Below are 14,155 nucleotides of genomic sequence, written 5' to 3' on the forward strand. Positions count from 1 at the left end.
AAGTACAGATTTTACCCGATGGATTCTCTCAATGATCAGATCCCTTGCCTGTTTTTTCGCCGCAGCGAGCCTCTACTTAACCCTTGAAACTCCAGTCAGTGCGGAAACCACCCCACTCCAAATTCCTCGCAGTAGCAGCTTCGAGCTACAGGACCCAAACAGCAAAAGGACCTACCCACTTTTTGTTAAATTACCAAAAAGTTACAAAAGCACCCCCTATCAACGATACCCTCTGGTACTGATAAGCGATGGGGACTCTGCCTTTCAGATGATCTCTGGTGCAACTCAAATTCCAATGGACTTCGGCAAACTACGGGAAGTTATTCTGGTCGGACTCTCATACGCAAAAGGCTCCAATGACCAAGTCAGCCGTATTCGGGACTTCACCCCCACCAGCGATAACAGCTGGCAATATATGACGGGTAAAGCTGCTGAACACACAGATTTTATCCACGATGTCATTTTGCCCCATCTATCCAGTACTTATCGCCTAACGGATGGTGGACACACCTTTATAGGGCACTCTCTAGGTGGGCTCTTAGGTACCTATATACTACTTACCAGATCAAACAGTTTTGACAACTATATCCTTGGCAGCCCCTCTATATGGTACGACCGTGAACATATTCTCAGCCTCAAGGCCACGCCCAACCCTGTCCCCCGCAAGGTATTTATCGGGGTTGGTGCCCTAGAAACTCCAGAAAAAAGTCTAACTCGCAACGACATGGTAAAGGGAGCGAAGAAGCTTTATAGCAAACTGCTTGGTGAAGAAGGGATTGTGATAGATGGCAAACTGCTGATTGTCCCCGAAGCCAATCATGGCACTTCATTTCCAACAACGGCTATTCAGGGATTGGACTGGCTATACAGGACTAATCTACAACGACAGTAATAGCATACCCTTTAGACGCTAGTTGTATAAAGCGCCCCTCAGGTACAGCTACTTTAAATCAGGAATAAAATAATGAAAAACAAGGCAAAACAATTTTTTCTTCTCGCTCCGGCCTGTTTAGCACTTTTGCTAAGCCCTATTAGCGGGGCTGCAAAACCTATTACCAATGAAGAGCCCTACACTTTTACCACATGGAGCAAACAAACGGCACAGGGCTATAGTGGTTTTATCCAGGTACCTGAGGATCGCACCAATAAGGATAGCCGCAATATCACTCTCCAGTACGTAAGATTTCCAGCCACTGGAGAACAAGCGGGCCCACCAATCATCTACTTGGCAGGCGGTCCCGGTGGTTCAGGAATTATGGCCGTTAACTACCGCTTTGATATGTTTATGGCGCTGCGGCAATTTGGTGATGTCATTGCCTTGGACCAACGCGGTACCGGCCGCTCCAATGACCTTCCTAACTGTGAATCCCAGCAAGTGATACCATCACTTAAAGTCACCACTGACGTCCAGTATATCGATTACCATCGCAAAGCCCTAAAAGAGTGCTTACACTTTTGGACCTCCCATGGCGTAAACCTAGCGGCCTACAATACACTCGAAAACGCCCGTGATCTCGATGCCCTAAGAAGCCATTTGGGTACAGAAAAAATAGTTTTATGGGGCACCTCCTATGGAAGTCACCTCTCTCTGGCGGCAGTAAAGGAGATTGAGGCACGCATTGACAAGCTAATTCTATCCAGCGCTGAAGGTTTGGCCCAAACCATTAAACTACCGGCCCGAACGGATCTCTATTTAAGCCGCCTACAGCAGGCGATCGACCAGCAGCCCGCAGCCAAGGCCGCCTATCCAGATATCAAAACACTGATAAGCCGGGTCCATAACCAGCTAGAATCTCAGCCTTTAAAAATTCAAATCCCTCAACGGGATGGCAGTGAAATCGACTATCTTCTACAGCGTAGGGATATGCAGCAAATTGCCTCAGCATTTATTGCAGACCCTAAAAGCGCCAGCCATCTTCTCAGGTTTTACCGCAATTTGGACCGAGGTAAAACGCTGAATTTTGACCAGATTCCCAGACGCTACTTCCCCAGTGAATTCTTGCAACCGGGCAGCCCCATATCCCTGCGCCCAATGCCAACGGCAATGGATATCGCCTCTGGCATTGACCAGAAACGTAAAGCGCAAGTTGTAGAGCAGGCAAAAAAATCTCTACTTAAAGACTACCTGAACTTCTCACTACACTACGATAAATTGGCTCCAGACCTTGATCTCGGGGATAAATTCCGAGAAAAACCGGTCAGTGATATCCCCGTATTGCTATTAAGTGGCAGTTTGGATGGGAGAACTTATCTGGAAGGGCAACATGAAGCTATTTCAGGCTTTAAAAATGCCATCAAGGTAACAGTAGAAAATGCGGGGCATAATTTGCTAATGGCTTCCCCTGAAGTTCAGGATACCATCAATCTATTTATGCAAGACCGCCCTATCCCCACTACTCATATCGTGGCCGAGCTACCTGATTTCGCACCATAATTCCCCTGCATCAGGAGAGAGTTGCAGTATTGGAGTTAAGGGCAGCCGCGCAACTTTCTCGCCTCCTCGTGCCGTGTAAACCGTCACATTACCCTTGCCATAGATGCAACGGGAGGCTGGGGGATGACCAATATCACCGACGAAGTTCATCGTGGTGCCATCTGTGACCTCAGGGCCTTACAACAGCCAGGCCTTGAGACCTTTAAACGCTATATTCGCGGCAGCTTACCCGGCCCCCCGTTTTGGCGCTTAACCGGTATGACCCCCACTGAAGCAGGCCTTGGCAAGGCCACCTATTCAATGCCCATTACGCCCTGGTTGGCCGATGGCACAGGTATCTATTGGGGCGGTATTTACGCCATGTTTGCCGACGCACCCCTGGCTTCTGCTATATGGACGACTTTACCCGCCGGTAAAGTCCTGAGTACATCAGAATTAAACATGTGCTTTATCCGCCCCATCACCAGTAGTACGCAAAATATTGTTGGCAGAGCCACGACCGTTCATTCAGGTAGCCAAGTGGGGCTCTCCAGTATTCAGATTAACGATCAGGATGGGAGGACTCTGGCCTACGGCAGTACCCGCTGCCTAATCTCCGACTTTCCAGTCAACCCCGCTCAAGAGCTTCCCATGCCCGACCTGGGACCAGCAGATACACCGGACCCCTATCTGCGCCCTCCCCCAAAAACCTTCTTTTGCGATATGGCACACCTGCCGGAACAAGTCCCCATAGAACTCCAGCGAACGACCATCAGTGAGGGGCGAACTCATCCCATCTGGATACTTACAGGCTACCGTGCTGTAGAGATAGAAAACGGTCGCTGCATCTCGACTATGCCTTCCTCCCCGTGGTTTTCCAACGGGACCCTATCTATCTACGGTGGGCTCTTGGCATGGGCCGCAGATTTCACCATGGGGGGCGCGGTCTACTCGACACTGCCTGCCGGATCGATATTTGCCACCCTGGATATGCACATTCGCTTTGCTCGCCCCGCCAAACTCAATAGCGGTGACTTAATCCTGGAGGCTCAAGTCCTCCACCGGGGACGGCAGTTGAGAGTATCATCTTGTAATATTGATACCCCCAGCGGTAAACGCGTGGCTATTGCCAGCGGTTCTGCCCTGGTAATCCCAGGGGGAGCTCAAATGCTGAGTGACGGCAAAGAACCCGATGAGATTATCGCAACAGCCACCTCTGGCAGACCTTGGACACTGTAAAATTCATTGGCGGCAATACCGCCATCTTCAGGTAAAATACCCCCAACCAATGTCAACTCACACAGTTGATCAATTTTTAACCAGGCGTGCCAGCAAAGCCTACCCAGCTGACCACTGCCAAAAGCTTAGATTATTACGGGGAAGCGACTATGGCCTCATTGCAAGACCAACTGCTCCAGGCGGGACTTGTCGATAAAAAGAAAGCCAAACAAATCAGCAAAGATAAGCGCAAGCAACAAAAAGTTACGAAGAAGTCCTCCCAACCCCAGGTTGATGAAACCAAGCTCGCCGCACAAAAAACTCGTGCGGAGAAAGCCGCCCGCGACCGAGCCCTCAATGCCGAGCGTGATGCCGCAGCACAGCAAAAAGCAATCGCTGCACAGATCAAGCAATTGGTAGAAAATAATCGCCAGCCATACTCCGGCGAAATCACCTACAACTTCACTTTCGACAAAAAGATCAAAACCATCTATGTCAGTGAAGACTTGCGGGACCACCTGATTGCTGGGCGTCTGATGATCGTTGTCCAGGGCGAGCGCTTTGAGCTGGTCCCACGGGTTATTGCGGAGAAAATTGCAGAGCGCAATAGTGATATCGTAATCAAGCCCGCTGAAAGTTCAGCAGTGGTGGATGAAGATGATCCCTATGCAGACTTCCAGATCCCCGATGATCTAATGTGGTAAGCAGTCAGATGGAAAAAGCGGTTATCCAAGCAGTACAACAATGGCTTACCGATGTGGTTGTCGGTCTCAATCTCTGCCCCTTCGCACGCAAGCCTTTGCGTGCAGGGCAAATTCGCTTCAAAGTAAGTACCGCCACAGAAGATGAAGCGCTGCTAAATGACCTGCTGGCTGAATTGCACCAGCTCGACGCCACATCAGAAGCTGAAGTAGTCACTACTTTACTTATTATCCCCAATCACTTACACAATTTCAGCGACTACAACCAGTTCCTGGATCTCGCCGAGTGGTTACTGGATCGCAACGATTATACCGGCATCTATCAATTGGCCAGCTTCCACCCGGACTACCAGTTTGCCGGAACCGCAGCCACCGACGCTGAAAACCTTACCAATCGCGCCCCCTACCCAATCTTACATCTACTGCGAGAGGAAAATCTGGAAAAAATGATTGATCTGTACCCGGATCCAGAGAGTATTCCAGAAAATAATATCCGCCGTGTGGAATCCTTAAGCCATGAAGAAAAACTAAAGCTATTTCCCTACTTGTTTCAGCAGGATAACAATAACCGATGAGGCCTCTGGCTGAGCTGTTACGACTAGGGAAACAGATTCGGGTTGTCGGCTTTGATGACGCCCCTTTTGAAAAACAAAGGGGCGCACCGGTTAAAGTAAGCGGTATTATCTGCACGAATACTCGCTTCGAGGGAATGCTCTGGGGACAGGTCAGTAAAGATGGAATGGAGGCGACTGAAACGCTCGCCTCCCTACTGCAAGAAAGTAAATTCTATAGCCAGGTAAATGTCGTGCTAACCGATGGCGTAGCTGTAGGCGGTTTCAATATCATTGACCTAGCCAAGCTGGCTGATATCTTACAGCGCCCCTGTATTGCTGTAATGCGGAAAGCACCCGACCTTGAAGCCATTGATAAGGCCCTACAAAACTTTCCCGACTACCTGTTGCGCAAAGAAACCCTGCTAAAGGCTGGGAAAATTCACAACTACAGCAACTTCCATTTTCAAGTACAGGGCTGCGAACCAGAGATTGCCGCCCAGGTACTGGAGCAGGCCACTGACAGGGGGCATGTTCCCGAGGCTCTGCGCTTGGCTCATATGATTGGCGCAGCAGTAATGACCGGGCAAAGTGGCAAGCGCGCCTAAGCACTACAGGTCTAGTCTATGTGGCAGATAGCTATAGTGCCACTTCGCTATAGCTATTGGTTCGCCCACAGGTCTTGGTATATCCACCTTAAGCCCTTTGCCAACCCCACAGGGAAGGTAGAGAAGTGGTCCGCCCCATTAACAACCTCTCCATTAAGCTTCAATCCCCGGTAATTGCGTGACTGTAAGCGCGCAAAAAATCTCTTGTGTCCATCGACCATATCTTTGCGCATGCCCCCTGCCTCCGGTGTCTCCAAGGCGCCGGTGGCGATATATACATTTACCGGCAATGAATTATGACGGCTTGCATATTTATCCTCCAGTTCAAATATCATTTCATCTTTAAACCAAAGTGAGGGGCTTGATAGAATATAGCTGGAAAATAACTGAGGTTTGGTAAGCAATACCCAAGCACCAAAAGATCCACCCAACGAGTGGCCGGAGAGAATTCTGCGCCTGGGGTCAACTCGAAAACTCCTCTCAATAAAGGGTATTATCTCTTTTTCGATAAATTTTAAGTAGTCTTCAGCTCCACCCGTGGTATAGCGCCTCCATCCGCTATCCACTGCCGGAGTAAGATCCCGTACCCGGCTAAACTGACCATTTTCACCGTGAGCAAATGAGATAGCAACAACAATAGCTTTATCCATACTTCTAAAGTGCGTAACACCCGAGGCGACCTTAAATGTATGCGGGCCATCATTAAGGTAAATAACCGGGTAAGCCTTATTTCTATCTGTTAAATAACCTGAAGGTAGTTTCACATATAAATCATACTTGCGCTTTAGGACCTCTGAGTCAACGGTATATATTTGAGAGCTGCTCAACTCAAAAGATTCCGAAACTTTGGTGACAAGTGGTTTTGCATTGATCGGATTAGATAACACAAAAATAGCCACCAGAAAAATAAGTCTAGTCATATTTAACCTTGGTTAATTTTTTACACATGGCGCCGCTGCAAGTCTATCGTTAACTGCCAGCTAAAATTACAGCGACATTAACTCTCCCCACTCTAAAAAGAGCAAAGACAGAAACAAAAGTAATAAATAGGGCGTTTAGTTATGAGTCAGACAAATCTGATTGAGCGTATTTCGCCAGCTCATCTTGGATATTCTGGACCTGTTGAGAAAAACGCTGTAAATCATCTCCTGTCAGCGCTGTGCTAACGGGAAGATTAAGCCTTAATGGGTCAACCGCTATACCATTTTTATGAATTTCATAGTGTAAATGTCGCCCCTGCACCCGCCCGGTGGCTCCGAGATAACCGATTATCTGCCCCTGCCTAACCCGAGCTCCTTGATTGATTCCTTTCGCATACCCTTTCAGGTGAGCATAAATAGTTTTTATACCAGAGGTATGGCGAATACGAATATAGTTGCCAAAACTACCAAAATAGGAGGCTCGCTCAATAACACCATCACCAGCAGCCAATATCGGTGTCCCCAAGGGAGCGCCAAAGTCCAGCCCCTTATGCATTCGGGTATACCCTAACACTGGGTGCTTGCGACGCCCAAAATAGGATGACAAGCGCGCATTCTCTAAAGGTGTGCGCATTAGAAATCCTCTAGAACCCCGGCCATCAGGATAAAAATACTCCGACCCCAAAGACTCTTCAGCAGAAAAATTATATAGCGTGACTTTCTCTCCACTTAAAATCAGTTCTGCAAATAGAACCCGATCTAGCTGCTCCTCCCCAGTTTGGTGGTCAAACAAAGTATCGTAGAAAACTGAAAATTGATCACCAGCTCGAATCTGTCGCTGAAAGTCTACGGAATAACTAAATATTTCATTGAGCTTTACGAGAGCAGAAACAGATACCCCAGCTTCTTTTCCACTTTGATACAAACTACCAGAAATTTCACCTTTCACATATTTCTTTCTGATATCAACAGTAGACTTTATTTGGCGAGCGCTATAGCTGTCTCCCTCTCTAACCAACTCTAAACGCTCTGCAAAACCGGTACGCAAAGTAATTTTATCGAGTTTTCTGTCAGGGCTTATTAGCAACTCAAACTCCTTAGCAACTGGCAAACTGCTGACATTGATATGCACCGACAAGGCCTGGACAATCTTATAAGCCTCTGTTCGATCAATCCCACTCCCCGTCAACAAAGATAAAACTCCTTGATTTTTAGCTAACCTGATCTTCTTCGTGCGCTCTCTATACTCCCTCTCAAACGCAACTTTGAGCGGTGGGAAAACTGCCCCGCGCTGTACTTTATAGTCTTGATAACCTATGGATAGGTCATTTAGAGAAGGCAATATATTCGACCAATCATATGGCATCAATTGAACATTGGGATAACCTTCTGATAGTGGACCTGCCATTGCCCATGAATGGGCTGGCACAAAAGCGAGCAACAAAGCCACCTTCCACAAATCGAGCAACAAGAAAGCAATTGATTGCCCTATTTTTCTTGTGTAATAAATCATCAACAGCTGCCCCTTACTTTGCCAGCAAAGTAGCAGGATTGATTCTTTTACCGTCTTTGATCAACTCAAAATGAAGATGCGGTCCGGTAACACGTCCAGATACCCCCACAGTCCCTATCGGCTGGCCGGCTCGCACGGATTGTCCGACCTCGACCTCCCGTTCATTCAAGTGAGAGTAAAGTGTTTTAGTATCATCACCATGGTCAACAATTATAATTTTCCCGTAATTTTTATGTTTATATTCATCAGTAGAGACTATTACAACACCACTTGCAGCTGAAACCACAGGGGTACCTATGGGGGCGGCAAAATCGGTGCCTTCATGAGGCTTTTTACGGATTTTACTGAGATCACCAAATGGACTGCTGATACGCGCACTCTCAACTGGAATTGTCAAATTGGCGACCTCAGCTGAAGCCATTGTTAACCCAGGTTTTAATAGTAGTCCTGCAAGAATTAATATCGTTGAAAAACCGCAGAACAACATAGCTCGCATATAAACCTCTAAATTACTGCTAAAAGACTCTATCCTTGAGATTTCCATAATGTTTATGAGTCTTCGGCGAAAAAATGGGACCTGATTCGACCCAGCGAAGAAAGAGAATGCGACAGCCCAATCACTTGTCCTCTGTAAAGAGTTTCGTCGAAGCGAATCAATCATTGTCTGCGCATAAACACGGTGCAAATTTCGCTGGCAAGATTTTAGAACATCACGATCACAGCCCAATTCAATCGCCCAGCTAAACCGAGATTTCATCCAACCCAAGAAAGGATTAAACCATAGGATGCAAGTAAAAATATGCACCAAAAAAATCAGCAAAGGGTCCAACCTTTTCAGATGCATAATTTCATGCTCAACGATGAGGTGGCGCTCGGTGGCATCCATTGATAAAACATAGGAGGGAAGCACCAGTTTGCGACTGAATAATTGCATCACAAATGGCGTAACCGCTGATTGAGTAATAAATACCTGAGTTTTACTTTTAACCAGGTAATCACTTTGCGACAAAGTAAAAAACCGGCCAAAATTGACAGTAGATAGTTGGTTATTTGCTATTAGGCTCAATCTCCTGCCACAGAGCAATTGACTCAGCACCATTTTAGCTAGCTTGAAAGATACGCCACAGACATATAGAAGCAACCAAAAAATAGCCAGTAGCTCTATCGCACTTAAAGAGGTAGATACATATTCATGCAGAACCCTATTTTCTGGCGGTATAGAGGCAGCTTCATAAACTGTAGGCAATTCAAAATTCAAATCTGGAACTATACCCAGGGTTAATTGGTCGCTCAATTGCGCGAAAACAAATGGAGAGCCAGCAGCTACTAAGGCACACAACCAAAAGCTTCGCCATTGGTATAGCGCTTTAAACTTATCACCTCCAATAGCGATTACCAGCCAAATAACAGTAAAAACCAACCCCGCCCACAGAATGGAGAAGAAAGAGGTAACTAGAAAATCCAATGAAAATGGTAGAACTGTAGAGACTATCTCGGCCATAGCCTATTCACCCTTATTGACTGACTCAGAGTCAGGCCAGGCATCAAGCACTGCCTGGAGTTCCTCAATGTCCGCATCATTCATTAACTTACTGCTGGCGAACATCGCCACGGGAAGGGGACCATCAAGTTCCAAAACTCTCTCCGCGAAATCTTTGGCATAGGATGCCAGAGTTTCCACCTTGTCAATCACAGGGCTATAAACATGGATTCCGTGGATCTCAGATTGAGCTACGAGCGACTTATCCCGCATTCGATCCAGAGTCTTTCGTGTCGAGGAGTAAGACCAACCCAGTCCCGGCCCCACCCGATCGTGTAGCTCTCTAGCACTTAGTGGCTCCTGCTTCCATAGAGCCTTTAATAATGCAAGTTCAGATGGAGACGGCTTTACTTCTTTCATTATGCTTACTCTTGTGACGACAAGGGTAAGTGTGCGACAAGTGTCGCATGCGGTCAACCAACTATTCGAAAAACTCTTTGTTGGTTATTTTATGTACAGGAATGACAGATAGAATTACCTGGCGGCCCGTCATAAATTAAAAGCTGGCGATATACCAACTTATTTTGATCAATTTAAAGGCAGCCAATATAGACTCTACGAGCCTTGGCAAGCATTTCAAAGGCTCAGAGCTCGCTGAACAAGCGCCAGGCACAACCCTAAGCTAAAGAAGTAAGTGCCTATAGCACCCAGAAAGCGCATGGGGTTTGGCTTTGCCATAGTGGAGGGAAATAAGATACCCGCAACAAAAAGAAATCGGCAGGCGGTCAGTAAAATAGCAAACCAGTAAACCCAGGTAGAGGGCTGCCCCAAACTCACTAAATAAATAAGTATCATCAAAAGGGGGGCATATTCTGCTGTATTTGCATGAGCCCTTACCCATTTGTGTAAGGTATTATCAGGGTCGAACGAGTGCCCCACCAAGACCTCATACTTACCGCGACCAATAGTAACCAGAATACCGAGTAGAAGAGATAATGCCGCTAAGAGACCAATACATAAGTAGTAAACATTCATAGAAAACTCCTTTTTCTATTATGCTATCAATAAGGGGAGGTAGCCCCTCCCCCAAGTCAGCTCACAGTATAAAATACGGTTTACGACATAGCCTGTTAGAGAATTACAGCCTTATCTCTGGAACCCACCGCAAATAGTGCAACCAACGAGAACTGCGAAAATCCCTGATCGGTAGATAGATACTCTTTACACCAAAACCTGAGATCATCGGATAGCTTGGCGAGAGCCTCCAACCTATCTACCTCAACCGTATTTTGAGAGGCCAGTCCGGCAAAATGACAGTGCACAACCGCTTTAGAGTCGTTACTGCGGCGATCATCTGTCACTGATATCGTCACACTGGCCGACGCTGGCTCCCAACCTATCAGAAAGTACAAAGAGCTATCTGTTACATTTTCATCAAGCTTGGAAATTGCCAGCTGTAATACTTCAGAGAGATCCTGATAGACCTCTTCTGCCTTGAGGGCGCCACTTTGCGCTTGATGCACCTCACGCTCTGCATTATCTACTGCATCAAAAAGGTTGCTCGATTGCCCTACCTGCCAAGCCAATCCCATAAATCCTCCCAATATACCGAGACTCGTAAAAGTGTATTTTACGAGATTCATAGACATAGCACACTCAACACCTTTGAGGCCGGTCTCTTATGTGCAACTTCAAGCTCGCGGTAGAACTCCCCGTAAAGGGCAGAGCAACATCTGGCATGAAATGCCAACATTGTTACTCTGGCGAAGGACGCGCTGAAACGCGCATGGTGATATCCGCATGAAAGACCTCTACACCATGTGTATCGATAACCCTTACCGGCATCACAACATCTCCAGCTTGAATCGCCTTAAAGTCCGGGTAGTCACAAACCGCCCGAAGGTTTGTCTTTGCCATCTTTAAATATTTGACTTCCATCCCTACCGGTATCCAGCGAAAGCGGCGATCCAGAGATACATCCAGACATACACCACCAGCCAGTTCAGCCGCATTACACATGGCAATAGCATGCACCGTTCCGATATGATTTGTTACACCCCATCGCTTCTGTAGTAAAACTTCCACCTTGCCCGGTGATATTTCTGCAAAACGTGGTTTGATCGACCGAAAGTACGGCGCCTTGAAAGCTACGAGTTTAGACACCGCCCATCGACCCAATCTCGAACCACCAAACCTGCTCCATAGATTAAGCACCGGACTTCTTGAAGATTGATAGTCCATATTACCTCACCACCTTATAAATCTGAGACCACTCTAAACGGGTGGCCCTAAGCTGTTTAGGCCAACTATATATCAATTTCTGACAGACCTGAGTACTCAGATCTATCAGTCTTATTGACATGGCACTCTACTCCAAATAGAGCAATAGCTAGGAGCTGGATATGGAATTTGACTATAAAACAACCACCGGAATATGGGCAGATCACGATAATCTCCATATAAGCTGAGCCCGGCAGCTATGAAAAAAGAAAGGCACAGGAGATCATTTTATAGGCCAAATGATCTCGATCCAGAGGCCCTCTACTTTTCATCTGTATCAACATACAAAAATATCGAGTTTTAAATTGGAGACAATATCACTGACTCAATTCCGTCAGAGCCCCCCGAGGTATAGTGAGACTCTGCCCGCCTTTTACAATTTACACTATCGCGGACATCATCAGCCAGCTTCGATTAATAGAAGTTGACTGTGCTGATTAGCGCAACAACCTATTTACCACTGACGAACGCAGATTAGTAATCGAAGACCTTTTATAAAATAAGCCGACCTATATCAGTTATTGGAAATACTGCGATGATAATTTTTATTTTAAAAAACAGGACAAAATAGCCAAGCTTAAATTAGAGCGACCTGTAAATAAGCCACTCCACGATAAATCAACTCAAGACAATCTTTGACGATACTCTCTCGGCAACATTCCTTTATTGCGACGAAATGCTCGTCTAAGCTGCTCTTGCGAGTTAAACCCACAGATACTTGCAATTTTTTCTTGAGTCAATGCTTGTGTAGCAAGAAGCTGACACACCTTTTCTATGCGGATTTTCTCTACAAACCGGCCTGGAGTCTCGCCCATATCCCGGGTAAAACAGCGCGCAAAATTCCTAGGGCTCATAGATGCCTTTTCCGCAAGACTATTGACACACATAGGCTTATCTAAATTATTGTGCATCCACTGAATCAACTCTAGAAAACGGTCGCTTTTCAATTGGCTCATTAAATAAGTACTACTCTGCTTGTGATCACCGTCTCGCTTGAGATAAAGAATCATCAACTGCGCGACAGCGAGGGCAATCCCACGGCCAAAATCATCCTCAACCATTGCCAGAGCTAAATCTACTCCTGCACTGACGCCTGCGGAGGTATATATATGGCCATCTTTGACAAATACCGACTCAGAATCAACCTCCACTTCCGGAAATTTCTTCAGCTGCTCAATATATCTCCAGTGAGTCGTCGCCCGTCGGCCGTTGAGCAAACCAACCTTTGCAAGAATTAGAGCACCACTACCAATAGAGCCTATACGCTTAACCAGGCCAGACTGGTAAGATATCCAACGTGTTAGACATTCACTTACCTTGAGGCCCTCACCATTATCAAGGTTACCGCTAACAAGGAGTGTGTGAATCCCACTAGAGTCAGTAAAACACCTATCAGAGCACAACCTCAACCCTGATGACACTTGTTTAGTGTCCCCATCTTCTGCCAAGAACTCTACTTCATACTGATCATCACAACTAAACCCTTTATCCTTTAATTGCTGATTTGCAAGAGAAAACACCTCTGCTGGACCCATTACATCCAGTGAGTGCGCCCCAGGATAAAACACAATTGATACTTTCTTTTTACAGTTCATTTTATATTGCAGAATAAGTGTAAAACCTTATACAAATATCAAAATCTCTGTGTGAACCATAATTTATTTCGGAAAGCCCAGGAACACAACCCAAACAGCTGAGTCCCAAACAAAAGGGGATAACGCTATAGCGGAAGCTAACAACCACAAATAAATTGATCCTTTACCTATACCCGAGTAAATTACTGGGCTTTACCGCTACCGAACAACAAGAACTGATTACACAGCGATTTTCACCTCAAAGAGAACTCTGACAGACAGCCCCACTATCTGCTACATCCTCAAGATGTATATCCATATTCCTTTCGGGAAAGCCATCTCCTAAAAAGCAGTAGATGATCCACCCTATCAAATCAATTAATTTTGACTCTAAGTTACCAGCTTTTTCTATTCTGTAAAGCGATAACGTTATTTTTTTAAAGAATACATATTTACTGGTTAAATAACCTTGCTTTCTGCCAAATAAACTTTGATTGCAGCCATAAACCTTCAGCAAAGAAAACTCTAAATCCAAGCCGAAAAAGAAAAGAATAATCACCTTAAAGAGGCGACCCTTAAAGCCTCCAAGCATAGAAATCGCCAATAGCCTTCAAAAGCCACCCGCAAAAACATAAAATTCAGCCAAGGAGGAAATAGCAACTTAACAGTTAGCCGTCCAAACGATGGTACCACTTTCTATTATAAAACATACCCAGCCCAAGCTAAGCTCTTCCCTCCAGTCACATCTTAGCCTCAGAATCTAAAATATTTATATAATTACATCGGTAGCCACTAAACTGCGCAGCTGGAGACTCTTCAGCAGGGTCAAATGTTGGTATACACCAATGAAGAAGAAAAAATATTGAATACCACTCAGAACCCAGGCAACATTTTATT

15 protein-coding genes are annotated in these 14,155 nt (G+C 46.0%); 6 read left to right on the forward strand and 9 right to left on the reverse strand.

Going from position 1 to position 14,155, the window contains the following annotated elements; all coding sequences use genetic code 11:
* Positions 1 to 31: 31 nt before the first annotated feature.
* From ACJJIF_RS08160 to ACJJIF_RS08185, 6 genes are all read left to right on the forward strand, one after another.
* Positions 32 to 892, forward strand: coding sequence for an alpha/beta hydrolase (locus tag ACJJIF_RS08160; protein WP_444931724.1), 861 nt, complete (start codon positions 32 to 34; stop codon positions 890 to 892).
* Between the two features lie 72 nt (positions 893 to 964).
* Positions 965 to 2,434, forward strand: coding sequence for an alpha/beta hydrolase (locus ACJJIF_RS08165; protein ID WP_444931725.1), 1,470 nt, complete (start codon positions 965 to 967; stop codon positions 2,432 to 2,434).
* Positions 2,435 to 2,557: 123 nt separating this feature from the next.
* On the forward strand, positions 2,558 to 3,652 hold the full coding sequence (locus tag ACJJIF_RS08170) for a PaaI family thioesterase (protein ID WP_444931726.1): 1,095 nt from the start codon (positions 2,558 to 2,560) through the stop codon (positions 3,650 to 3,652).
* A 149-nt stretch (positions 3,653 to 3,801) separates the two neighbouring features.
* Positions 3,802 to 4,335 carry a DUF2058 domain-containing protein gene (locus tag ACJJIF_RS08175; protein WP_444931727.1) on the forward strand — a complete coding sequence of 178 codons (534 nt, stop codon included), beginning with the start codon at positions 3,802 to 3,804 and terminating at the stop codon, positions 4,333 to 4,335.
* Between the two features lie 8 nt (positions 4,336 to 4,343).
* Complete coding sequence (locus tag ACJJIF_RS08180) at positions 4,344 to 4,907, forward strand: DUF1415 domain-containing protein (RefSeq protein WP_444931728.1); 564 nt, start codon at positions 4,344 to 4,346, stop codon at positions 4,905 to 4,907.
* The gene (locus tag ACJJIF_RS08185) at positions 4,904 to 5,491 is read left to right on the forward strand and encodes an endonuclease dU (protein WP_444931729.1); all 588 of its coding nucleotides are present in this window, start codon (positions 4,904 to 4,906) and stop codon (positions 5,489 to 5,491) included. The genes ACJJIF_RS08180 and ACJJIF_RS08185 overlap by 4 nt, the downstream gene beginning before the upstream one ends.
* A gap of 53 nt (positions 5,492 to 5,544) precedes the next feature.
* Here ACJJIF_RS08185 and ACJJIF_RS08190 read toward each other — a convergent pair whose 3' ends face one another.
* The 9 genes from ACJJIF_RS08190 to ACJJIF_RS08230 form a co-directional block, all read right to left on the reverse strand.
* The gene (locus ACJJIF_RS08190) at positions 5,545 to 6,411 is read right to left on the reverse strand and encodes an alpha/beta hydrolase (RefSeq protein ID WP_444931730.1); all 867 of its coding nucleotides are present in this window, start codon (positions 6,409 to 6,411) and stop codon (positions 5,545 to 5,547) included.
* A 139-nt stretch (positions 6,412 to 6,550) separates the two neighbouring features.
* Positions 6,551 to 7,924 carry a M23 family metallopeptidase gene (locus ACJJIF_RS08195; protein WP_444932329.1) on the reverse strand — a complete coding sequence of 458 codons (1,374 nt, stop codon included), beginning with the start codon at positions 7,922 to 7,924 and terminating at the stop codon, positions 6,551 to 6,553.
* Between the two features lie 13 nt (positions 7,925 to 7,937).
* Positions 7,938 to 9,425 carry a M56 family metallopeptidase gene (locus tag ACJJIF_RS08200; protein ID WP_444931731.1) on the reverse strand — a complete coding sequence of 496 codons (1,488 nt, stop codon included), beginning with the start codon at positions 9,423 to 9,425 and terminating at the stop codon, positions 7,938 to 7,940.
* Positions 9,426 to 9,428: 3 nt separating this feature from the next.
* The gene (locus ACJJIF_RS08205; RefSeq protein ID WP_444931732.1) at positions 9,429 to 9,824 is read right to left on the reverse strand and encodes a BlaI/MecI/CopY family transcriptional regulator; all 396 of its coding nucleotides are present in this window, start codon (positions 9,822 to 9,824) and stop codon (positions 9,429 to 9,431) included.
* A 216-nt stretch (positions 9,825 to 10,040) separates the two neighbouring features.
* Positions 10,041 to 10,439 carry an MAPEG family protein gene (locus ACJJIF_RS08210; RefSeq protein WP_444931733.1) on the reverse strand — a complete coding sequence of 133 codons (399 nt, stop codon included), beginning with the start codon at positions 10,437 to 10,439 and terminating at the stop codon, positions 10,041 to 10,043.
* Positions 10,440 to 10,534: 95 nt separating this feature from the next.
* Positions 10,535 to 10,996 carry a hypothetical protein gene (locus ACJJIF_RS08215; RefSeq protein ID WP_444931734.1) on the reverse strand — a complete coding sequence of 154 codons (462 nt, stop codon included), beginning with the start codon at positions 10,994 to 10,996 and terminating at the stop codon, positions 10,535 to 10,537.
* Between the two features lie 163 nt (positions 10,997 to 11,159).
* Positions 11,160 to 11,645: a hotdog fold domain-containing protein gene (locus tag ACJJIF_RS08220; protein ID WP_444931735.1), complete on the reverse strand. Its 486-nt coding sequence runs from the start codon at positions 11,643 to 11,645 to the stop codon at positions 11,160 to 11,162.
* Between the two features lie 662 nt (positions 11,646 to 12,307).
* Positions 12,308 to 13,279 (reverse strand): GlxA family transcriptional regulator, encoded by a 972-nt coding sequence (locus tag ACJJIF_RS08225; RefSeq protein ID WP_444931736.1) that lies wholly within the window; start codon positions 13,277 to 13,279, stop codon positions 12,308 to 12,310.
* Positions 13,280 to 13,517: 238 nt separating this feature from the next.
* Positions 13,518 to 13,850, reverse strand: coding sequence for a hypothetical protein (locus tag ACJJIF_RS08230; RefSeq protein ID WP_444931737.1), 333 nt, complete (start codon positions 13,848 to 13,850; stop codon positions 13,518 to 13,520).
* Between the last annotated feature and the right edge of the window lie 305 nt (positions 13,851 to 14,155).

Source organism: Microbulbifer regidiadema (SeqCode) (genome assembly GCF_052467605.1).